Genomic DNA, 22,818 nt, shown 5'->3' on the forward strand with positions numbered 1-22,818 from the left:
GTCGGTATGCATAATCACATTCACAGCATCATTAAGCTTATTGCCATGACTCAGCTTGCGATCATAAGTAGCTTGATGCTCAAGGCTTTCTTGGGGGCAAGCATAAGCACTGCTAATGCCAGCAGCGCGACTCGCCTTGAACTTACGCAAGATGCTGACATTTCTGCCCATAAAATTACCTTAAGCCTGAGCCGTAGCGATAGTCAGCAAATAACTAAAGCCACAGACATAGTCATCAGCGGCATAAATCACAGCGCAAAGCCTGCCATCTTAGTGTTACGAGTCGATGATAAAGACAATCCGCCCTATAACGATCGCATTAATCTCGAGCGCGTCATTGCCCCAGGGCCATTTACTATCAGTCAGTTACTTGGCGGCCTTACCACAGCAAGTCAGCGCCAGTTAAGCCTTAACCAAATTCAGCAAATCATTATTTTTAGTGACGATAACGCCATTAGTCTTGAGCGCGCTGAGCTTATTACCCATCCGCCCTTGCCTGCTGGCAGCATAGGCTGGGACTTTGGCCCCGCAGGCAGTGCCCTGTGGCCAGGGTTTCAAGCGGTAACTATTACTGACTCTATGATAACTGGCGGGCAAATGTTGGCTATCGATAGAGGCAGTAAAATGCAGGCGAACGAAGGGCTGACGACCGATGGCATTAATGGCATCACCCAAGTGCATTTACCTTTAGCCCCAGGGCTTTGGGGCATCAGCTTATGGTTAAGAGACCCAGGTGAATGGGAATATTTACCAGCAGTAACGACGCGCAGCATTAGCGTTAATGGCACTACAGTGGATGAGCTCAAGCTAAGCAGTGAAGAGTGGTTTGACAAGGTTTATCTTAGCCGCCAATGGCCAGAAGCGGATGCCAATGACAATAGTTATCAGCGCTTTGCCTTAAGTCCCTTTGATAGTTTGCAAGTAATAGCGGCAAGCCAAGGCCAAGGCGTCACTATCAATCTCAGTGGCAATCAACCTCAAGCCGGTTTTATTGCCGCCATTTTGGCTGAACCTATCACTCAATCATCAAGCAATCCAAGCAATCCAAGCAATCCAAGCTACTTACTGCCACAAAAAATCAGTGCCGATAAACTTAAAGTGTTAGCGGGCATAGAGCAGGCGCGCGCGCTGTGGTGGCAAAGCAATTGGCCGCTAGCGCCTTGGCCAGAGCCCCAGTCTAAGCAAGAACATAAGCCAGAACATAAGCTAACAAATAAAGCCGACAATAAAGCGAAAGCCATAACCAAAGCAGATGGTGCTAACAGTATTCACAATTACAAAAACGACGTAATTATGCTGAGCAAAGCGCCCAGCCTAGTGGCGCCTGGCTCTTGGTTTAATGTCAGTTATCGCCTCGATGAACACTTAAGTGACAGCGATATAATGGTGCAGGCGCCGCGCCTTAATAGCACGTCACTACCCACTCAAATTCGTTATGGCCATTGGCAGTGGCAGCGCAGCGGACTTAAATCCACCTTGTTAGTTGCTGATGATCAGTTGCTTAAGTCGGGCTTACCACCAAAAGCCTCTCAATACGCTTCTCAACACACGCCGCAAAATACGTATTTAGGTCAGCGGCGCGCGCAGCAAATCGCCCCGCACACGCCATCACGAATGCTGCATTTACGCATTAAAGTGCCATCAAGCGCAGCGCCCGGCCGCTACCTTGGTCAAGTGGATATAAATAAGGGCACTGCCACTATTAGCCTGCCGATTGCAGTGGAAGTGATGCCTGATGCGCTGCCCCATGTTAAGCAATCCATAGGCGTGTATCTTGAGCCACAAGTGCAATTTGGCTGGCTTAACGATACCCAAGCTATGTTAGAGCAAGGCATAAGCTGCGATCTCGCCTTTTTAAAGCAACAAGGGTTACCTTCGGTCGCGCCGCCACTAACTACCCCCACAGATAAAGCAAAAATTCAAAAATTAATCAGTGAATTGCAAGAGTTAACACAGCAAGGTTTTGCCGCCCCAGTGCTGGCCTACACCCCACTAAAACGCTTAATTGCCAGCCAAGGGGTCGAACAAGCCACAGCAACTTTGGCCGATGTGAGCCAACAGCTAAGCGCTTTGGGGTTAAGTGAACCTATTTGGGTCAGCGCCGATGAACCTTCAAACCCTGACGGCCTCAACCATCTTGAAGCTAGCTTTCGCTATATGCGGGCGTTTTCGCCAAAATCGCGCTTAGCCGGTCATTTAAATCATCAAGGCGATAGTAAATGGCTGAATTTTTTTGATTTAGTCTTACTCAATGATGGCTTTGGGATTAATCAAGCTGAGTTAAATAAGCTACCAGAGGCCCTTGAGGTATGGCTGTATAACTTAACGCCAACGCGCCACGCCGCGGGTTTTTATCTGTGGCAATCCCAAGCCGAAGGCTTAATGCTATGGCACGGGCGAATGCCCACTGCCGACCCCTTTAACCCAACTGATGGCCGCGAGTCTGATATTCAATTTTTATACCCAAGCGCCATGCCTTGCCCGTTAGAGCCAGATGTAAACTTGGCACTTTTTGATCTCACCGATGGCATCACAGATTTGCAATGGTTGTTATGGCTTGAGCAGCAAGCGAGTGTCAGTAATAACCATCTTACAGGCCAAGCGGCCGCCCGCGCCTTATTAGTTAAATTGCAACATCAAGTGCCCAAAGAATGGCAAGCCATGGCGGCCATACCGTCTTCGCGTTTAGATGACTGGCGCCAACAAATCATGACGCTTTATGCACAGTCTACGGGCCAAACCAAGCATGCAAACTGAGAATCGCCATTTGCAAACTGCAAGCTCAGTTGGCGAACACCTAAAGCCACACAAAAATAAACCGCTAAATTACAATACCTTAAGTGTTGGCACGGCAAATGCTTTACCTAAGTATCTTAGGTTTTTTTCACTTATGTATCGTGCAATATTGAGGTGGCGCCATGTTAAAAGTATTCCAAGTGGTACAACATCTTCGTCCCGGCGGACTTGAAAATATGGTGTTAGATATCCAGCAGTTTTCTGATTTCAATCAAAATACTTGGATAGTGAGCCTAGAAGGCGAGCTTGAAACTGCCATCGCCGCTTGGCCTAAACTTAAGCACTGCGCCGATAGGCTGATTTTTATGAATAAACAGCCTGGACTCACCGCCAGTACTTATCACAAATTGTGTCAGTTATTTACTGAGCACCAGCCTGATGTGGTTCATACCCACCATATCGGCCCCTTGTTTTATGCCAGTACGGCCGCTAAGCATAGCGGCGTCAAAGTGCGCATTCATACCGAGCATGATGCTTGGCATTTAGATGATATGAAGCAAAGACTCATTCAAAAATGTGCCTTAAAAATCGCTAACCCGATAGTGATTGCCGATGGCCATGCCGTGGCCGCAAGCTTAGATCACCACCTTGGGCTTGATAAGGTAAAAACCATTCACAATGGCATAGATACCAATAAGTTTTTCCCAGGATCACAGCATAAGGCGCGCCGCAGTTTAGGCCTGCCGCTTGATGTCAAATTCATTGGTTGCAGCGGCCGCATGGAGCTAGTTAAGAATCAAGAACTGCTGATTTATGCCATGCGCTATTTACCCGAAGATGTGCACTTAGCGCTTGCAGGCCATGGCAGTTGCTTTGAGGCACTTAAATATCGCACCTTAATTGAAGGCTTAAGCCACAGGGTTCACTTTGTCGGTTTTACCGATAACATGCGGGATTTCTACCTCGCCTTAGATTTATTTTGCCTGCCATCCCTTAATGAAGGCTTTCCACTAGCACCGCTTGAAGCGCAGGCCTGTAATATTCGCGCCTTAGTAACAGATGTGGGCGGCGCCAAAGAAACCTTATGCCCAGAAAGCGGCAAGCTGTTACCTAGCCATCACGCTAAAGAAGCGGCCGAATTAATTAACACTATGCTCAATGGCAAAATGTCGATTTCGCCCCGCAATTTTATCACCCGCCACTTTGATGTGCGCGAGATGGCCAAAGCCTATGATGATGTTTGTCATCAAGGTTATCGCGACACCTCTACGCCGCTGGAGCACTAATCATGAACCAGGTTATCGCCGTCATCACCTTAGTGAGTATCGCGCTCATTATTTATCACCACGCCTTATTCCCACTGTTACTTAAGTGGTTAGCGCGGCGCCGATTAGTGGCGGCTAAGGGTGATATGAGCGCAACCCCTAAGGCGCATGATGATGCCAGCAAGCTTGCGAGCATTAGCCTGATAGTGCCTGCCTATAACGAAAGCGCATGGATTGCCGATAAGATTCGTAATCTTGCCAGCCTTAATTATCCCAGCGACAAACTTACCGTGCATATTGGCTTTGATGGCTGCACCGATGACAGCGCCGCCATAGCGCGTCAAACCTTACAAGAACCCTTGTGCGCGCTCCTTAATTGCCAGTTACATGAGTTCAGTGACAATCGCGGCAAAGTCGCCGTGCTTAATCAACTCATAGCCCAGTGCGATAGCCAGTTGGTGGGCTTAAGTGATACCTCAGCGCTGTTATCTATCGATGCGTTATTGCTAGGTGGCAGCCATTTTACGGACCCACAGGTTGGCATAGTCAACAGCCATTATTTACTGCTAACTCCTACGGATGCGGGGGAAACTAAATATTGGCAATATCAAAATACTATTAAGAATCTTGAAGCTAGCATGGGCAGCCCCATGGGAACTCATGGCGCCTTTTACTTATTTCGCCGCGAATTATTCAGCGCGTTGGCCAGTGACACTATCAATGATGACTTTATCTTGCCCATGTCGATTGTGGCGCAAGGCTATCTTGGGGTGCAGGATAATCGCATTCACGCCCTCGAGCAGGAAGGCAGCACTCAAGAGCAAAACTTTGCCAGACGCAGACGCATTGGCGCTGGCAATATGCAGCAAATCATTCGTTTAAGTCATTTGCTATGGCCTGCTAAACATGGCCGCATCAGCTTTATCTTTTGGTCAGGAAAAACCTTACGGGTGGCCTGCAGTTATTTAATGCTACTGGCACTCCTTGGCTCACTCTACTTAGCGCCATCATCCATGCTATTTGCCGGATTAGCGGCGCTGCAACTCAGTTGCTATGGCGTAGCCATATTAGGTTTGTGCGCGCCTAAATTACAAAAATACGCAGCAATCCAAGCCATGAGTTATTTGGTCTCTGGCCACTTTGCTATATTTATTGGAAGTCTCAGATACTTGTGTGGTCTTGAGCAAGGACGTTGGCAAAAGGTCAGCGCATCGACAAGGGAAAAGTCACAATGAATATTATCCATCCAGTCACAGCTAAGATAAAACGCTGCAGTGATATTTTGCTTGCCAGCATAGGTTTGCTGCTCACTTTGCCGCTACTCCCAGTCATAGCTCTGGCCATAAAACTTGATAGCAAGGGGCCGGTGTTTTATAAGCAACTGCGCATTGGCCAATCCCTTAAAGATCGCACCTTATTATTTAATATGATTAAATTTCGCACCATGCGCATAGATGCCGAAAGCATGAGCGGCGCCGTGTGGGCCAGTAAGTGCGACCCCCGCATTACTCGGGTTGGGTTATTTTTACGTAAAACTCGCCTTGATGAAATTCCGCAGTTTTTTAATGTGTTAAAAGGCGACATGTCCATGATAGGCCCGCGCCCTGAGCGCCCAGGTTTTTATCAAACCTTAGAAGATGCTATTCCCTTTTTTGCCGATCGCACCTATGGCTTGCTGCCCGGGATCACCGGACTTGCGCAAGTAAAACAAGGCTATGACACTTGCATTGATGATGTAAAAAGCAAGGTAGGTTATGACCATAGTTACTGCCTCGCCTTAACCAGCTTAAGCGGTTGGATAAAAATGGATACCTACATAGTATTTGCCACTTTAAATGTAATGTTTCACGGCCGCGGCCAGTAGGATGCCTGCAGGATTAGAAGTAAGTTAAAGAGCTAAGTTCAGAGTCGGTTGCAAGAAGACAAGGGCTACACTTAACGGGCGACCACGACTTAGCGGTTAAGCTTAAGCGCGTTAACATCCGCGCCCAAACAAGAGCTTAAAGCAAGCCCTTAAAGCAAGCCTTTAAACCAAGCCTTTAAACCAAGCCTTTAAAACAGTGTCGCAGTTGCTGTATTTAGTTTTAATATCAAGACCTAATACCAGCAGTCACCAACAGCTAGGCACAATAAACACTTGGAGATACATCCATGAAAAACATCGTATTAGCAGTATTAGTCATTCTGCTTATCAGTTGCAGTTCTCGGCCACTACTTAGTAATCAGCAGTGGCAAGCAGAAGTGACGGAAAAAGTTTCGCAGTGGCAACTAGAAACCGTTGATAGCATTACCGCGTTTAGTCTCAGCAGCTGGTCATCCCTTGGCGAAAAATACTTAATTCTAAGAACTAACCCTTTCACCCCTTACTTGATTGAACTAAATGCTCGCTGCCCAGGGCTGAGCTTTGCCAACGCCATTGTAACCAATCAGTTTTCAAGCACTTCCCTTAGCGCTAAATTTGATTCCATCGCTATTCCGGGAGAGGCTGGGCTTAGCTGCCAGATCAGTAAAATTTATCCGTTAACGCGCGAGCAAGATAAAGCACTCGTAGGCTTAGATAGCCCAATAGATACCGACGCCAGCCCAGATGTGAATGCTAACAGCGTGAGTTATCCCTAAGCCATGCTAACTCGGCAATAGCGCTCTACATCCTCATTCGCTATCACTTATCTTTGGGAGTGGCTACACATGCTACTCCTGCGACTGCCAAGCCTTACGCCAAAAGCTAAACCTTAAACCTTAAACCTTAAACCTTAAACCTTAAACCTTAAACCAATCATTAGGCTTAAGGTTTAGCTAACAAACACTTATGTGATACCCCTCTGCAAAAAAGGCGCGCCTTAAGTAAGTTGCTTGTACCCCACGTCTATTTCCCCAATACTGTGGCAGTCACGCTCACTCTTGGTTTAAGCCCATGATTAAAAAAAATAAAAATAATCGCATCACACTACAAGATGTCGCCAATCAAGTGGGCATCACTAAAATGACGGCTTCGCGTTATTTAAGAAATCCTAAGGCAGTAGCCGCCAAAACCGGCGAGAAAATAGCGCAAGCGATTGAAGAATTAGGCTATATCGAAAATAAAGCGCCAGCCATGCTGTCTAAAGCCTCAAGCCGCGCCATTGGCGTGCTCATTCCATCGTTATCTAACCAGATTTTTTCAGCGCTAGTACACGGCATAGAAGCTGTCACTAAGGCTCATGGTTATGAAACCTTATTGGCACACTTTAGTTATGATGAACATGAAGAAGAGCAAAGAATTGCCGCGCTGTTAGCCTATCAAGTAGATGGCTTGATTTTAACCGCCAGTCAGCACACGCCGCGCACCTTACAAATGATCCGTAATGCAGGCATTCCTGTGGTGGAAACCATGGAATTACCGCCAAACCCCATTGATATGGTGGTCGGCCTTGATCATGTCCAAGCCTCATTTGAAGTAGTAAATATGATGATTGCCAGCGGCAAGCGCTCCATTGCCTATTTTGGCGCGCGCCTTGATAGCCGCACTAAGCTGCGCATGACAGGCTTTGATAACGCCATGACAGCGGCGGGCTTACCTCTGATACATGTTTTGACCGGTGAACATTCAAGCTATTCCTTGGCGGCTAAATTACTCGACCAAGCATTAGCCCAGCATCCAACACTTGATGGCGTATTTTGCACTAATGATGATATCGCCATAGGCACGTTACTGCGGGCGCAGCAACTAGGCTTAAAGGTGCCAGATGATTTGGCGGTGGTTGGCTATAATGCCCTAGATATTGGTCAAAGCGTGCTGCCAAAACTCACCAGTGTCGATACCCCGCGTTTTGCCATTGGCCAAAAAAGCGCTGAGTTACTACTAGCAAAGCTTCGCGGTGAAGCGATAGAGTCCACCATTGTGGATATGGGTTATCGCATCACAGATGGCGCCAGCCATTAATCGCTCGCTAATATGGCAAAAACAAAAAAAGGCAATGAGTTAAGGAGTTAACTCATTGCCTTTTTGATTGCCGGCTCTATGCCAACAATTGTCGAATTTATGCAAACAACACGGCCAACGCACTACCCCTGATGCTAAAAACTAGTTAGCAGACTGCGCCAAAATAGCGGCTACCGCGCGCTCTACCACAGTCTCAATATCGCAATCTATGCCTACGACTATGGTCTTAGGCTCGTCGTCTGGACGCTCTAAGGTTGCGAACTGGCTGTTGACCATCACTTCTTTCATAAAATGACCATTGCGTGCACGTACCCGCGCCATGATCAAATCATAATCGCCATCAAGGAATAAGAAGCTAACATTGCTATTACCGGCGCGGATTTGATCGCGGTAAGACTTTTTCAAGGCCGAACACACTATCACCCCATGCTCGTTTTTACTTTCAAGGCTGTAAGCCGCATCACCAATACGCTCCAGCCACGGCTTACGGTCGTCATCATTGAGCGGTTCGCCAGAGCTCATTTTTTGAATGTTGGCACGCGGATGCAAATCATCGCCATCAATGAATTTGCGCTTAAGACGCTTGGCCACTAATTCACCAATTGTGGTCTTGCCACTGGCACATACACCCATAACTATGACACTACTTCCCGCCATGATAACTCCTATTCCCGAATCTGCGCGTGATCTCAATTTTGACATTCACGTTGAAATATTTGTTTATCTTACGAATGTTATCGGTAACATGTTACCCGTAACCTCAAAAAATGTGAACTTGCACACAAACAGCAACCCAAGCCATGTGAACTCATGCGCAAACAATAACTATGCTAAAAGGTGTAACTATGGAGCAGTTAGTTCAACCCGCAGATCCGCTAATGCTGTTAACAATCGCCGCGCTAGCGATTACCGCATTGCTGATATTAATCATTAAATTAAAAGTCCATGCCTTTGTGTCGCTCACCATTGTGAGTTTAGGCACAGCCATAGCAACAGGCGTAGCCTCAGACAAAGTAGTTCCGACTATGATGTCAGGCTTTGGCGGCACCTTAGCCTCAGTCGCGCTACTGGTTGGGCTCGGCGCCATGATAGGCAAAATTCTCGAAATCAGTGGCGGCGCCCAAGTATTGGCTGACACCCTTATCGGCCGCTTTGGTGAAAAAAAAGCGCCCATGGCACTCGGAGTGGCCTCACTGATGTTTGGCTTCCCTATTTTCTTCGATGCCGGTTTAGTGGTGATGATGCCCATTATTCTTAGTGTCGCCAGCCGCTTTGGTGGTTCACCGCTTAAATACGCCCTGCCATCCGCTGGCGCCTTTGCGGTAATGCACGCCTTTGTGCCGCCGCACCCAGGCCCAGTAGCAGCCTCTGAATTTTTAGGCGCTAACCTTGGACTGCTGTTGGTGGTGGGTTTATTGGTCGCTATTCCGACTTGGTATATTGGCGCCTATCTCTTTGGTCAGTACGCCGGCAAGAAATTCAACATTCCACTCTCGAAAGCATTCTTTAATGCCGACACCATTGTTGATGCCTCGAAACTGCCTAAATTTACGACAGTAATGAGCATCTTAGTGCTGCCCGTTATTCTTATCTGTCTTGATACTGGCCTGCATACCTTAGCGGTTGCTGGCGTGATTGATGGCAATACACCCCTGGTCGAGTTTTTACGCATGCTAGGTAAAACTCCGGTGGCATTACTTATCACCTTATTGGTGTGCTTAGTGATTTTTGCCAAAGATTACGGCATGGCGAAACTTGAAAAACTGTGCGGTGACTCATTAGCCCCCATTTGCGGCGTAGTGCTAGTCACAGGTGCTGGCGGCATGTTTGGCGGCGTACTGCGCTCAAGCGGTATTGGTGATGCGCTCGCGGGCGTATTAACTGATACCGGCATGCCAGTCATTGTCGCAGCTTTCGTTATTGCTACCTGTTTACGTGTAGCTCAAGGTTCAGCAACCGTGGCCTTAACCACTACGGCGGCGTTAATTGCTCCAGTGGTAGCAGTTACGACTGGCCTTAGCGATTTGGATTTATGTTTTATCGTGATTGCGATTGCCAGTGGCGCCACAGTACTGTCGCACTTTAACGATTCAGGCTTCTGGCTGGTATCTCGTCTGTTAGAGATGGATGAGAAAACTACCTTAAAAACTTGGACCGTGATGGAAACTCTGCTTGGCACCATCGCCTTTATCATAGTTGCCGCCTTAAGCTTTGTGCTTTAAGCCCAATTGCTAAGCTTCCCAATAGAAAAGAGTGTGGCGCTGCGCCACACTCTTTTTTTCCTTCAAAGCTCAGCAAACACTTCCCCCCCCGTTAAAGCCTCCAGCTTAACCTAGCGAATAACCAAACTCGTTAGCGCCATAGCGTTAGCTGTACCCCATCAGCGCAAGCACTTAATAGCATCTGTGGTCTAGAGAATAGCCAGTTAAATGATTAAAAGGCCGAAATGAGAGCAAAACCTTAGGCGAGCAATGCTGCCAAACAAAGGCAAAACTAATGGCTAATGGCTAATGGCTAATGGCTAGCAATAATTGGGGACAAATACGCGGGATAAACAGCAGAAGTGTTGGTCGGCAGGCACCGACCAAATATCATGATCGCAACAGCAATAGCGGCTTACTTTTGGCTGGCGCGGTAATGATCAAAATGCTCGATATAGTCATCCATATTGGACTCCAGCATTTCTTTGTAGCGCTCGATATAGTATTCCATCATTTCTTGCTTTTTCGACTGCATTTGCTCTTTAGAATCAAAGCTAGTTGAGCCAAACCAAGCGTTGTAGCGCGCTAAACCATACATAAATGAAGCGCTAATTTCGCCCGTTTTAAGCTTGGGATCTTGATTCTGCTGATTGGCAACTTGGATTAATTCACTGGCACGCTGGTAAAACGCTTTATCTAACTCAGACATCCTAAATTCCTGTAGCAACCGCGAGATCGCCATGACCTCACCTATGCCTAATACCCTACTCATTTTTGGGTAAAAGAGACAGTAACCAGCTTCACACTATTGATGACTATGACTTAAAAATGATGCGCAGAATCTCAATTTAAGAGAAAGGTAAATTGCGAAGTTAAGCGGAGTTAAAAAAACGTGTGTTTCACAGCCTCAAACGAGCTTGAAGCTGTGAACCTCTAGCTAGCCTATTTGCTTTTAGGAATAGCTAAAACATCCCAAATAGCAGCAAGATTTAAGCTAAGTAGCTGCAGCAGTAATCAGTCACGGTATGAATTTTTAATTTAAAGCTAGAATTAGCCGCCACTTCAAAAGATTGACCCGCCACTATGGTTTGCCACGCTTCACCGGCTAATTGAATTTCAAGCTCACCGGCTAAAATTTCCATTAACTCTTTGGCGGCAGTACTGAACTCATAATCCCCAGGCAACATAATCCCTAAGGTCTTATGGCTGCCATCGCTGAACTTAACCGTGCGACTGGTAACTTTACCGTCAAAGTAAATATTGGCGGCCTTAACGACGGTGACATGATCAAATTGTGACATGGTAACAAGCTCCTTTAATAGTAATGGGGACTCAGTGTTGACTGCGCGCTATCAGATAACCACATGGTTATAAGCGCCTGTTTAGCAAGCCTAAGCCGCGCCATAATAGCAGGCTTAGTCACTAACTAGCAGCACTTAGCGAGCGCCATACCTTAAGTTAAGTCAACGCATTAAGCTTAAACATCTGCACCAAGATACACGTCAGACTAGCGTCTCGCGGCTTTTACGATAGAATGAATAACTAGCTATAACAATAAATTAACTCGTTACCGCTTGGAGATGCTATGGATAAGCAGGTCAGCTCACGCAGCACTAAGGATAAAGCCCTTCGCCTCAACCTCGATGAAAAAAAATACGGCACTATCGTTGAAATTGGCGCAGGCCAAGAAGTTGCACGTAATTTTTTTGTCGCTGGCGCCGCCGCGGGCACCATAGCTAAAACCATGTCAGCCTATGACATGAACTTCTCCGATGCAATTTACGGGGTGCAGCAAGATGGCCGCTATGTCAGCAAGGCCAGAGTTATCGCCATGATGGAGCAAGAGTTTGCCCTAGTGGTTGAACGTGTAGCGAATGTGCGCTCAAAATCATCTCGCTACTTTACTTACGCGGCCACTGTGGCCGCCAAAAGCTTTAATCGCAACAATGAATGCCACGCTTGGTGCGGCGTACGCATTCAAATGTACCCAGGGGCTGAGCCCTCTAACTTAGTGGTGCATGTGCGCATGTTTGATGATAACGCCGAGGCGCAGCAGCAAGCCTTAGGCATACTTGGGGTTAACCTGATTTACGCCGCCTATTACTACTTTGAAGACCCCAAACGCATCATAGACTCCTTAAGCGACAACTTGAAATCAAACCGCATTGAGATTGATTGTATTGATTTTCAAGGGCCTTATTTTGATGACATCAATAATCAGGCGCAAAATATTCACCTCATTCGTAGCCATAAAACTCGCGCTGTGATGTTTAAGCCCGATGGCAGTGTCGCTGTGCCCGCCGAGATGCTGTATAAAAAAAATGTGCTCACTATTCGCGGCGCCTTTAAGCCGGTTACTCGCCTCAATGTCGATATGATAGAGCAAGGCCAAAAAGCCTTTGAATGCTTAGAAAATGTCAACGCCAGCAATACGGTCGTGATCACTGAGATTTCCTTAAACGATCGCCACGGCAAAGATGCCAATATTGCTGCCACCGATATTATCGAGCGCGTGCGTTTACTGAATCTGCTCGGCTACCATGTGATGATTTCTGACTATACTCGCTACTTTTCGCTGCGCGCCTATTTTCGCCAATACACTAAGCTGCAAATCGGCATAGTGATAGGCATGGTCAATATTCAACAGATTTTTGATGAGAAGTTTTACGATGGTTTAGAAGGCGGTATTTTAGAAGGCTTTGGTAAGTTGTTTCCCGACCATACCCGCTTATTTGTCTACCCTGAGCTTAATGCTCAAGGGCAAGCAAGTGATTTATCTCAAATATCTGTGCCCAATAACTTACGCTATTTATATCAGCACTTGCTGGCCAATGGCTTTTTTACTGGCATAGAATCCAGTAATCCAGAGCTGCTTAATATCTACTCCCGCGAAATCTTGCAGCAACTCACCAAAGGCTTAGACGACTGGCAACATGCGCTACCGCCGATTGTGAGCGAAACCATAATGAGCGCTAAGTTGTTTGGCTTTCGCCGTTAAACGCTAAGACATAGTAATAACAACGGCTATTAACATTGCCTTAGCGTTTAATCATGCCAATTACAATGGCAGCTTAGTACAGTGACGCCTCGCCTTCAGGGCGAGTCTTAAAACGGCGATGCAGCCACATGTATTGGCTCGGCGCTGCCATAATGGCGTCTTCTACCATGCCATTGATAAACACGGCCGCAGCTTCCACATCACCTTTAGGGAACTTATCAATTAACGGCTCGCCAAAGGTCAGCACATAACGGCCACTGTCGTGCTTACGCACCATGGAAAACGGCACTACAGCGCAATCGGTTTCATCCACTAAAATGCTGGTACCTGTGGTAGTACAGGCTTGCTTAACCGCAAATAACGGCGCAAACGTCGAGCGGCGACGGCCATAGTCATGATCAGGGGCATACCATACCCGCGCGCCCTGGCGCAGCGAATCAAGCATAAATTTAAGGTTTTTGCGATCGATTAAGGTGCGGTTGGAGCGCGAGCGACCACGATACTGAAAGTAATCAAAACATGGATTATTGTTAGGGCGATAAACCCCCATGCCCGACATATGAATACCAAAGGCGCGAGCTCCCAATTCTAAATTAAGGGAGTGAATAGCCAGCAGCATAGCGCCCTTGCCTTGAGCTTCAAGTGCTTGCAGGTGCTCAAGACCAACCACTTCCACATGGCTAGATACGCGCTTATCTGACCAATACCATGCCATGCAAGTTTCAAATAAGGCTAGCCCAGTATTGTCGATATTGAGTTTGACTAGCGCCGCGCGCTCGTGCTCGCTCATGTGCGGAAAACATAAGCTCAAATTGCGCTCAATAGTGCGTTTGCGCTTAGGCATCATGCGCATTGCCACACGGCCACACACCTTACCTAAACGAAATAATACGGCGTAAGGCAATAAGCTCATGAGATACATGACAGCCATTAAGCACAAGGTGCCCCAATAGCGCGGATGCAACAATTTGAGGGTGAATGTTGGTGCGGTATATTTACTCATAATGCCTCAGGCCCAGTGATGAGCTCACTAGTTCAATAGCAAGCGGGGCAAATCACAACAAAGGAGCGGCATTTTATTCGTCTCAGCTAAAATAACAAGGCGCTTAACCCTTAAAGCGCGGCTCGCGCCCATTTTTTGGTCAAACTCGCGCCTTATGGCGCAAGTTACACTACATTGGCTAAATGATTCAGCCCAGTTGGCGCCGCTGATGCAAGCCTAAACGCTACAATGCGCGTAATAACTAGCCAGTGTTTATCCCAGTTAAGTGACCCTATTACAGCCAAGGACCAAAGCGAGTAAGGGAGCGCGATACACTAAAATCTAAGCGGCTCGATAACTCATCTATACCGACCTTTAAGCCATGGTCTCGCAATATACCAGGCTGCTTAGCGGCAAAGACCACCCAGTTACTGCCAGAGGTGAGACACGCGTAAACGTCAGCAAAACTTGCTTGCAGTCGGGCGAGTAATTCCAAATCGCGGCTATGCTCTTTCCAGCAATTAAGCACTAACAGACCATCGGCTTTTAGCAAGTTAAAGGCATTATCGATAAAAACTTGCGATAACTGCTGCTCATCTATGCCAGCATCGGTATAGATATCGGCATATATCACGTCACAGCGCTTATGATCGCCAGCAGCTAAAAACTTCATGGCATCGGCTTCAATCAATTGCAATTTTTTGCTGGGCTGCACCCGAAAATAACGCTTCGCTAACTCAATCACTTGCGGGCGCAATTCCACGGCAGTGAGCTTAATCGCGGGATCATAATGTTTAAGTGAATGCAGTAAGGCACCGCCACCTAGCCCTAGCACTATGGCTGATTTAGGTTTAATAAATAACAGACTGAGTAGCATCGCCTGCACATAAGTATGCTGCGGGATATGGGGCGCACTTTTTAATTGCTTACTTTGCTCATCGTTATCGCCAAAGGCCAACAATCGATAATCATTGTCTTCAACCACACTGATAGGACCAAATTGATCCTCTCCCTGCCACAAGCAGTGATAGTCACTCATGCGTCTTGCTCGAAAAGAAAAAAGCTATTTTGCCACAGCTTGGCTTAATCCTCGCATATTTAACGTAAGGCTATTTAAGCGCAAGATATTGAAAGATTACTTTTCACACAAGGCCAACAAAAAGCCATAGATTGATTAAATAGCGCCCACAACAGACCACAACCAACCCCAAAACCACCAAGCCAGCAAAACAAACCAAAATAAAACAACAAGATCAACAGTTCATTTACTCGCAACTTTGATCTTGATCACGGGAAAATCTTACCAACTGATTAAAATTCGCGCTCAATTTATTAACCATTGAGACAACCAATGACTTCTACAAAAAAACTGGCCATCGGCGCCTCACTACTTATCTGTACTCAACTGGCAGGTTGCATGGGTACCATGGGTCTTAGTGGTTTAGTCACTAAGGGTAACCTGAGTGTGGTTGACAACCGTTTTGGCCGTGCTGGTGTGTATATCTTATTGGCGCCTGTGTATGCCTTTGCTGCTACCGGTGACTTGTTCATTTTCAACACTATCGAATTCTGGACTGGTACTAACCCTATTACTGGTAAATCACCAGCCTTAGTAGATATGCCTGTTGAAGCGGTATTCAAAGTAAACCAACACTTAGATAAAGACTTAACTAAGGCTCCTTTAACTGGCGTTAAGTTAACTAAAGCGACTGTGACTCCAGTGAATGCTAACAAACTGGATATGCTGCTGACTTATGAAGATGGTAGCGAACAAATCATGTCTGGCGAGAAGACTGGCGATAACGTTAACTTCTATCTTGACGGTCAAATCGTAGCCACAGCGTCAACGGCTGAGCTGCAAGCTTATTACGCTAGCCGTCAAAGCTAAAATCTTACTAACAGTAAGCCATGGCTAAATGCTCAAGCTTACTGCACGCAACAACAATAAGGCTGCCAATGGCAGCCTTATTGCTATCTAGTGGTTTATTCTTATGACTTGTGAGCTAGTTGCTTAGCCACTTATCGCACCGAGTCATCCACTGATTAGCACAACAGGTTAGGACACACTTCTCCAGCCAAGGTCTGCTGCACATTGGTTAAGGTAGTTTCAGCAATAGCGTCGAGCGCTTCGACGGTTAAGAACGCCTGATGACCAGTAAAGACCACATTATGGCAAGCCGATAAACGCCTAAAGACATCATCTTGAATGATTTCATTAGACTTATCTTGGAAGAACAAGTCTTTTTCATTCTCGTACACATCAAGCCCTAACGAGCCAATTTTCCCAAGTTTCAAGGCTTCCATGGCATCAACGGCGTTCAGTAGGCCGCCACGACTGGTGTTAATCACCATCATCCCAGGTTTCATCTTATCAAAACTCGCTTGGCACAAAAGGTGATGATTTTCAGCAGTTAATGGGCAATGCAAACTGATGATGTCGCACACTGGGAACATCTCATCTAGGCTCACATACTCAACCCCTAAGGCGATGACCGCAGGGTTTGGATAAGGATCAAAAGCTAACACCTTGCAGCCAAAGCCTTGAATAATCTTGATGGTGGCTAAACCAATTTTACCTGTGCCTATAATGCCAACGGTTTTACCAAATAAGTTAAAACCGACTAAACCATCGAGGGAGAAGTTAGCGTCGCGGGTCCGTTGATAGGCTTTATGGATTTTGCGGTTTAAGGTCAAAATCAAGGCTATGGTATGTTCAGCGACCGATTCCGGTGAGTAAGCTGGCACGTTAACTACATGTATGCCTAAGCGCTTAGCTGCCACTAAATCCACATTGTTAAACCCAGCGCAGCGCATGGCAATAATCTTAGTGCCATGCTCGGCTAATTCAGTCAGTACTTCAGCACTGAGATCATCATTAACGAAGGCACAAATCACTTCAAAGCCATGGGCCAAAGGCACGGTTTTCGAGCTTAAGCGTAAATCAAAATATTCTATTTCAGCGCTAAATTGAGCCGCGCTCTGATTAAAGTGATGAATGTCGTAATGTTTAGCGCTAAAGAAACCAATTCTCATGTCCTACTCCTTGATGACGACTGGGCTGGCTGTTGCTACTTAGTCTAAACGAAATTGGCAGGCGATAACGCTGATGTGCTCAACTAACGGTCACGTTAACTGAAGATAATTTATGACTCATGTCCCAAATGCGGTGAAGATGAAACAAGTGACCACTAAGGTGTTAATCGCAGTAAGTCAATGACAAGCAGCATTCACTTAACGCCCCGCTTAGCAAAACGGGCCCCTAAGGACCCGTTGATTAACTCATACTAAGCCGTTAGTTTTTCTCAGCGTAAGCCGCTGCATCTGTACCAGCAATACGGCCAAAGGTGACGATATCAGAAATGGCGTTACCTCCTAAACGGTTAGCGCCATGCACGCCGCCTGTGATTTCACCAGCAGCATACAAGCCCTTGATGATTTGACCATTTTGACCTTGTACTTCACCCTTAGTATCAATTTTCACGCCGCCCATGGTGTGATGCACAGCAGGCTTCACTTCCATGGCATAGTAAGGGCCTTTATTAAGCTCTCTTGGTAAATCTGGGCGCCCAAAGGCATCATCTTTACCTGCTAATACTGCCTTGTTATAGCTAGCAATACTGGCTTCTAAGTTAACCGGCGGTACGCCCATCTTCTTAGCTAAATCCGCTACAGTTTGGCCTTCTTCAACGATATGCAAATGCACATAGCCTTCAATCTTACTTAATGATTTACGCACGGCATCATCAAATACCAAGTAAGCACTAGCACCTTTTTGTGCCAAAATAGCGGCAGAGGCTTTATCGCGAGTGGTGATTTCGTTAACGAATCTCTGACCTTCACGGTTAATAAGAATAGCGCCGTTACCACGCACAGCTTCTGTTACCATGACGCCGCCAACTGGCGAGTAAGTTGGATGCGCTTGAATGTATTCAAGATCGCGCGTTGCCGCGCCCGCTTGCATAGCAACATCTAGGCCATCACCGGTAGCACCTGGGTGATTGGTGGCAGCAAAGCCAGCCAGTTTCGGATCGTACTGAGCCACGCGCTCATTGTTACGGGCAAAACCGCCAGTTGCTAGCACTACGGCATCGGCCTTAATGACGTAATAACCTGTGTGCTCACCTTTAACCAGCACGCCAGTCACTTTGCCACCCGTTTCTAAAATACGCACCACGCGGCTATTTAAGCGAATGTCAGTACCGCGCTCAGTGGCGGCGTCCCATAATACTTGCGCGACTTCAGCACCAACACCAGCGCCACCCGTTGGGCGGTGAGAGCGGTTAACACTAGCGCCGCCCATACGGCCGACATCATTCATGTCCGCGCCCATGGCCATTAACCAATCTATAGAGTCTGATGACTCATTGGCTAACACTTTGACTAATTCAGGATCATTAAGATTGCGACCACCTTTCATGGTGTCTTCAATCATGATGGCTTTCTTATCTTCAATGCCAAGCTTAGCTTGCGGCTTAGTTTCAGCAGCATTCATACCACCGGCAGCCAGCTTAGTGTTACCGCCCGCAATAGGCTCTTTTTCCAGCACTATGACAGAGGCACCATGGTTACGCGCAGCGACCGCAGCCGCTAAGCCTGCGCCACCTGAACCAATAACCACTACATCGGTTGATTCGCTTGGGCCTGAAGCAATGGCTTGATCTTGCGCTTTCTTATCGGCATCAACCGGAACAAACTTGCGCTCCCACTTACCTTCATAAGGCATGTTATAGTCAAAGCTATGGCAAGCATCACAGTAAGCGACTGATTTTTCATGGCCCTTATGACATGCGGTACAAGCAATATCACCAATGAGGTGCGAGCTATGGGGGGAGACTATGGTTTTAGGATCGTTTAGCGCCACTTCTTTCAGCGTGCCATGACAGCTAACGCACTGACTGTTCTCATGCTTGAGATTATCATCAGTAGGGCCCTTTTCAGTGGCGTGACAAGTTTCACAACCACCCATTTCAGTATGAAAATCTGCCAAGTAATCAGCGGCAGCCCACACATTGCCCGCCATAACTCCAGAAACCATCACGGCTAATACCGTTTTACGCATGATACGAATCATCTATTCCACCCATTTAGTAGTAAATACACCAACTGCAATATATTAAGGCCGCCTAATAAAAGCCTTTATTTACAGGCATATTGCTTATTGGCGCAAATGTACCACTACCAAAAGAGGTATATATTTATGCGTATCACAGATTATCTATTGTTAATTTTAACCCGTTAAAAATCCAAGCAAGCTCACATTGTTAGCATGAATAGTCTGCCTCTAACTCAGCGCTAGTCATTTCATCCTTTTCATGGTCATCTCACAATTTTTGCTTTGGCTCACGGCAATTCTTGCGTTTTAAGCCGCTTTAACTCCATGATATCCGCCATATTGGCTTTATTTTTACCTTAGGTGTACCTGTGACTGAGACTCAATTCTGGCTGCAACGCTTGGCAAAAACTGGTCTGCGAGCCCTGCATATCGTCGGTGTGTGCGGCGCCGCGGGCGGCATTTTATTAGCAGTACCCATGGATGCTTGGCTCACCTACTGGATTATCGCCATGGTGACGGGTTTAATCTTGATGCTGTGGGAAGTTATTCGCGATTGGCGCTGGCTTATCCAGCTAAAGGGCGTACTCACCTTAGTGAAGATTGGGTTATTACTGCTGTTCATTCCATTGGCGAGCGCGAAACCTGCGCTCATCATAGCCATCATTTTATTGTCTGTGATTGTGTCACACGGCCCATCTGGGCTTAGGCATTACTCCATCATTCATCGCCGCCGCTTAGATAGCAAAAAAGAGATTAAAGGCTAATAGGCCTAGGCTGAACAGCTGCCAATAAAAAGCCCCCGAACATGACTACTCGAGGGCTTTTTTCAAAATCACTAGCGACTCACATTGACTTAATGCTTAGAAGCGATACGACACTTCTGCGCGATAAGCGGCGCCAATCGCAGCTCCAGGATAAGAGAAGCTGTTGTAATACGGCCAGCTGTTATGAGTTACGTCGACTTCTGGGCGTTCGTTAAGAATATTCTCACCAATTAACTGCACTGTCAGGTTGTCAGTAAATTGATAACCCACAGACATGTTAACCGTGAAATATTGCTGTAAACGGTCAACTTTAACAACATCACCCGTCACAGGGTCGTAGTTGCCGGCAGGTTGCTCCCATACAGGGATACTCCCCATACGATCGCCACGAATCGCAGCTTGCCACTCTTGATAATCCCAGCTCACAGTTAAGTTCACTTTTGAGCGCGGCTCGCTGTTATCTTTATCATCACGTAATTCTTGCAGTTCGGCTTCGCTATTGGCTTGATAACGGGTATTTAAAATATGAGTCCAACCTAAGTTGAAGCCCCAATCACCGTATTGAGTATCTAAACCATAGCTAATTTGTGTATCTATACCTCGCTGCTGATATAACGCTTTGTTTTCAGGAGTAACGTTAATGGTTTCAATTTCACCCGCATTTGGGCTACCAGCAGGCGCTCGATTAATTTTGGCCGAGTTAGCAAGACATTCAGGGCTATTAGGTGACTTACCATTTAAGCTGTAATTACAGTCATACTCTAAATCCAGCAAGGTTTGCGCACTTTCGTCACGAATTAAGTCTTCAAGCTTAATATCGTAGAAATCAATAGTCATGCTCAAATCTTCAATCGGCTCTATGATAACGCCAAGACCCCAGTTGGTACCCTTCTCTTCTTCCAAGGTTAAACTGCCTGAGCGACTACCTTTAAAATTAGACGGATCGCAGGCGCTTTCTGATGGCACAAAGCTTGGGTCATCGTTGAAATCATCACGGCGACAACTGGTCCAGTCAAAGGCATTAGAGAAGAAACCAGACTTACCGGCAAACACATAATGCATATCTGGCGCGCGGAAACTTTGTCCCCAGTTACCACGGAACTTCACTTCTTCAATCGGTTGATACGTTAAACTCACTGATGGCGATAAACGGCCGCCAACATCGGTAGTATCATCATCATATTGGTCATAACGACCCGCTAATCCTAAATCTAACCCTTCAATCACAGGCACTAATAACTCGGCGCCCACGGCATAACGATTGCGATCACCGCCACCTTCAGTGCCAGTTAAGCCCTGCCACCCCATACCCGTTTGGTTTAAGGTGCGCTCATCAACCTCTAAGCTGTAACCTTGTTTGTTGTATTCAATAATGGCAGCAAAGCCCACCATACCTGCAGGTAATTCAAATAGGTCGCCATTGATATCGGCGGAGAAAGTGCGAGCATATGAATCGCCGTTAATGATTTGGGTACCAATTAACTCATTACGAATATCTGGCGTAATTTTGTCATAAAGACCCACTTTACCGGCGCCGTTATACAGACCAAAAGAGTTATCTATGGTACCTAAAAACATTTCTTTAACTTTCTCTTCCTTCATCCAGTCACGGGCACTTTGATAGTCATAACGACTTTCAGAGTAATAAGCCTGCCAGTTGTAATCACTAAAGACGCTGCCTTTTAAACCCGCGGTAAAGTTATATACATCTTCATCAAATTCGGTATTGCGCTGCCCCATTTCATCAAAGCTAAATAAACGCTGATGCAAGACATAATCACGCTTACCACCAAACATGTTGCCCGTGCCGTTTGGAGTATTAACTAATAAGTTTTCGCTATAGAAATGGCGCGAACCATAAACCGCTGAATCAATAGTGGTATACATACCATCAGCAAAGAATTGCAGGCTGTCGCTGATATCATAGGTACCAAAGACATAACCTGTGGTGTTTTTACGCTCGTTACGAATAGTGTTATCGCCTGTGGTATCAACACCACAATAGTTACCAAATTTTTCACGAGAGGTATGCTCATAACCCGAACCAGAATCGGCGCACGCCTGCGCGCCGGGGTCGCGATACTTACGGGTTTTATTGTCTAACAACAAGATACCACGGCTTAATGGGCTTGCACCTGCAGGGTTATCATCAACAGAATCCAAAAAGTCACGTTCACGTGAATAAATGGGCTCTTGCTTATAAAACTCTAAGGTACCGCCAATCGAGTAATTTGAACCTGTGGTGCCAGATGTCAGCGAGAAGCGCTGTTGATCGCCACCGCCTTCATAGGTAGTACCATACATGGCATTGACAGTTGTAGCGTCGATATCTTTCTTCAAAATGATGTTAACAACACCAGCTACCGCATCAGAGCCGTAAATGGCAGATGCGCCAGCGGTGACAATTTCAATGCGATCAATGGCTGCAAACGGAATACCGGCTAAGTTAACAAAGTTACTTTGGCCATTATACGGGGTTGGGTTTTCAGCAATGCGACGACCATTGAGCAGCACTAAGGTATAGCCAGGGCCAAAGCCACGTAAGTCAATCACGTCAGCGTTAGGGGTAAAGCCGCCTTGGGCGCCAAACTCGTTACCTTGAACGGTACCAGTATTTTGTGACAAACCTTGCAGCGCATCAAATGCCGTACTAAAGCCTTCGTTTTTCATGTCTTCAGCGGTAAGAACGACTATCGGCTGCGCCGTTTCTAAATCGGAGCGGCTAATACGGCTGCCCGTCACTTCAATGCGTTCAACTTTTTCATCTTCTTTTTTTACGTCATCAGCCGCTATGGTAACGCCCGCAAACATTAAGCTTGATGAGACAATACCTAAGTGAATTGCTTTGGCCATTTTGGAAATCTTCAACATACATCCTCCACAATCTTGCTGACTCT

Annotated in this window: 18 protein-coding genes; 10 read left to right on the forward strand and 8 right to left on the reverse strand. The window is 46.6% G+C overall.

Going from position 1 to position 22,818, the window contains the following annotated elements:
• The first annotated feature begins 6 nt into the window (after nt 1-6).
• From AC1HDP_RS10300 to AC1HDP_RS10325, 6 genes are all read left to right on the forward strand, one after another.
• On the forward strand, nt 7-2,757 hold the full coding sequence (locus tag AC1HDP_RS10300; RefSeq protein WP_479638686.1) for a hypothetical protein: 2,751 nt from the start codon (nt 7-9) through the stop codon (nt 2,755-2,757).
• 161 nt (nt 2,758-2,918) lie between these two features.
• On the forward strand, nt 2,919-4,022 hold the full coding sequence (locus AC1HDP_RS10305) for a glycosyltransferase (RefSeq protein WP_479638687.1): 1,104 nt from the start codon (nt 2,919-2,921) through the stop codon (nt 4,020-4,022).
• 2 nt (nt 4,023-4,024) lie between these two features.
• Nucleotides 4,025-5,236 (forward strand): glycosyltransferase family 2 protein, encoded by a 1,212-nt coding sequence (locus tag AC1HDP_RS10310; RefSeq protein WP_479638688.1) that lies wholly within the window; start codon nt 4,025-4,027, stop codon nt 5,234-5,236.
• A complete protein-coding gene (locus AC1HDP_RS10315) occupies nt 5,233-5,865 on the forward strand; it encodes a sugar transferase (RefSeq protein WP_479638689.1) in 633 nt (210 codons plus the stop codon). Before AC1HDP_RS10310 ends, AC1HDP_RS10315 begins: the two co-directional genes overlap by 4 nt.
• A gap of 287 nt (nt 5,866-6,152) precedes the next feature.
• Nucleotides 6,153-6,620 (forward strand): DUF6491 family protein, encoded by a 468-nt coding sequence (locus AC1HDP_RS10320; protein WP_479638690.1) that lies wholly within the window; start codon nt 6,153-6,155, stop codon nt 6,618-6,620.
• Nucleotides 6,621-6,915: 295 nt separating this feature from the next.
• Nucleotides 6,916-7,923: a substrate-binding domain-containing protein gene (locus AC1HDP_RS10325; RefSeq protein ID WP_479638691.1), complete on the forward strand. Its 1,008-nt coding sequence runs from the start codon at nt 6,916-6,918 to the stop codon at nt 7,921-7,923.
• A 141-nt stretch (nt 7,924-8,064) separates the two neighbouring features.
• On the opposite strand, the gene AC1HDP_RS10330 is transcribed toward AC1HDP_RS10325, so the two are convergent.
• The gene (locus AC1HDP_RS10330) at nt 8,065-8,580 is read right to left on the reverse strand and encodes a gluconokinase (RefSeq protein ID WP_479638692.1); all 516 of its coding nucleotides are present in this window, start codon (nt 8,578-8,580) and stop codon (nt 8,065-8,067) included.
• Between the two features lie 188 nt (nt 8,581-8,768).
• Between AC1HDP_RS10330 and AC1HDP_RS10335 the strand changes: the two genes are divergently transcribed.
• Entirely contained in the window at nt 8,769-10,145 is a 1,377-nt protein-coding gene (locus tag AC1HDP_RS10335; RefSeq protein ID WP_479638693.1) for a GntP family permease, read from the forward strand.
• A gap of 394 nt (nt 10,146-10,539) precedes the next feature.
• Here the strand turns inward: AC1HDP_RS10335 and AC1HDP_RS10340 are convergent, their stop codons facing one another.
• Complete coding sequence (locus AC1HDP_RS10340; protein WP_140933643.1) at nt 10,540-10,833, reverse strand: DUF3144 domain-containing protein; 294 nt, start codon at nt 10,831-10,833, stop codon at nt 10,540-10,542.
• A 280-nt stretch (nt 10,834-11,113) separates the two neighbouring features.
• Entirely contained in the window at nt 11,114-11,425 is a 312-nt protein-coding gene (ppnP, locus tag AC1HDP_RS10345) for a pyrimidine/purine nucleoside phosphorylase (protein WP_479638694.1), read from the reverse strand.
• A gap of 284 nt (nt 11,426-11,709) precedes the next feature.
• Between ppnP and AC1HDP_RS10350 the strand changes: the two genes are divergently transcribed.
• Nucleotides 11,710-13,122 carry a TonB-dependent receptor gene (locus AC1HDP_RS10350; RefSeq protein ID WP_479638695.1) on the forward strand — a complete coding sequence of 471 codons (1,413 nt, stop codon included), beginning with the start codon at nt 11,710-11,712 and terminating at the stop codon, nt 13,120-13,122.
• A 73-nt stretch (nt 13,123-13,195) separates the two neighbouring features.
• On the opposite strand, the gene lpxL is transcribed toward AC1HDP_RS10350, so the two are convergent.
• A complete protein-coding gene (lpxL, locus tag AC1HDP_RS10355) occupies nt 13,196-14,125 on the reverse strand; it encodes an LpxL/LpxP family Kdo(2)-lipid IV(A) lauroyl/palmitoleoyl acyltransferase (RefSeq protein ID WP_479638696.1) in 930 nt (309 codons plus the stop codon).
• Between the two features lie 274 nt (nt 14,126-14,399).
• A complete protein-coding gene (locus AC1HDP_RS10360; RefSeq protein ID WP_479638697.1) occupies nt 14,400-15,143 on the reverse strand; it encodes a spermidine synthase in 744 nt (247 codons plus the stop codon).
• A gap of 312 nt (nt 15,144-15,455) precedes the next feature.
• On the opposite strand from AC1HDP_RS10360, the gene AC1HDP_RS10365 reads away from it, so the two are divergent.
• On the forward strand, nt 15,456-15,992 hold the full coding sequence (locus tag AC1HDP_RS10365; RefSeq protein WP_140933648.1) for a DUF3332 domain-containing protein: 537 nt from the start codon (nt 15,456-15,458) through the stop codon (nt 15,990-15,992).
• Between the two features lie 155 nt (nt 15,993-16,147).
• Here the strand turns inward: AC1HDP_RS10365 and AC1HDP_RS10370 are convergent, their stop codons facing one another.
• On the reverse strand, nt 16,148-17,137 hold the full coding sequence (locus AC1HDP_RS10370; protein WP_479638698.1) for a 2-hydroxyacid dehydrogenase: 990 nt from the start codon (nt 17,135-17,137) through the stop codon (nt 16,148-16,150).
• A 259-nt stretch (nt 17,138-17,396) separates the two neighbouring features.
• Nucleotides 17,397-19,175 (reverse strand): flavocytochrome c, encoded by a 1,779-nt coding sequence (locus AC1HDP_RS10375; protein ID WP_479638699.1) that lies wholly within the window; start codon nt 19,173-19,175, stop codon nt 17,397-17,399.
• Between the two features lie 350 nt (nt 19,176-19,525).
• On the opposite strand from AC1HDP_RS10375, the gene AC1HDP_RS10380 reads away from it, so the two are divergent.
• Entirely contained in the window at nt 19,526-19,921 is a 396-nt protein-coding gene (locus AC1HDP_RS10380; RefSeq protein WP_168195219.1) for a hypothetical protein, read from the forward strand.
• Nucleotides 19,922-20,017: 96 nt separating this feature from the next.
• On the opposite strand, the gene AC1HDP_RS10385 is transcribed toward AC1HDP_RS10380, so the two are convergent.
• Nucleotides 20,018-22,792, reverse strand: coding sequence for a TonB-dependent receptor domain-containing protein (locus tag AC1HDP_RS10385; RefSeq protein WP_479638700.1), 2,775 nt, complete (start codon nt 22,790-22,792; stop codon nt 20,018-20,020).
• Between the last annotated feature and the right edge of the window lie 26 nt (nt 22,793-22,818).

The sequence above is a fragment of the Shewanella sp. ISS20 genome, assembly GCF_056522965.1.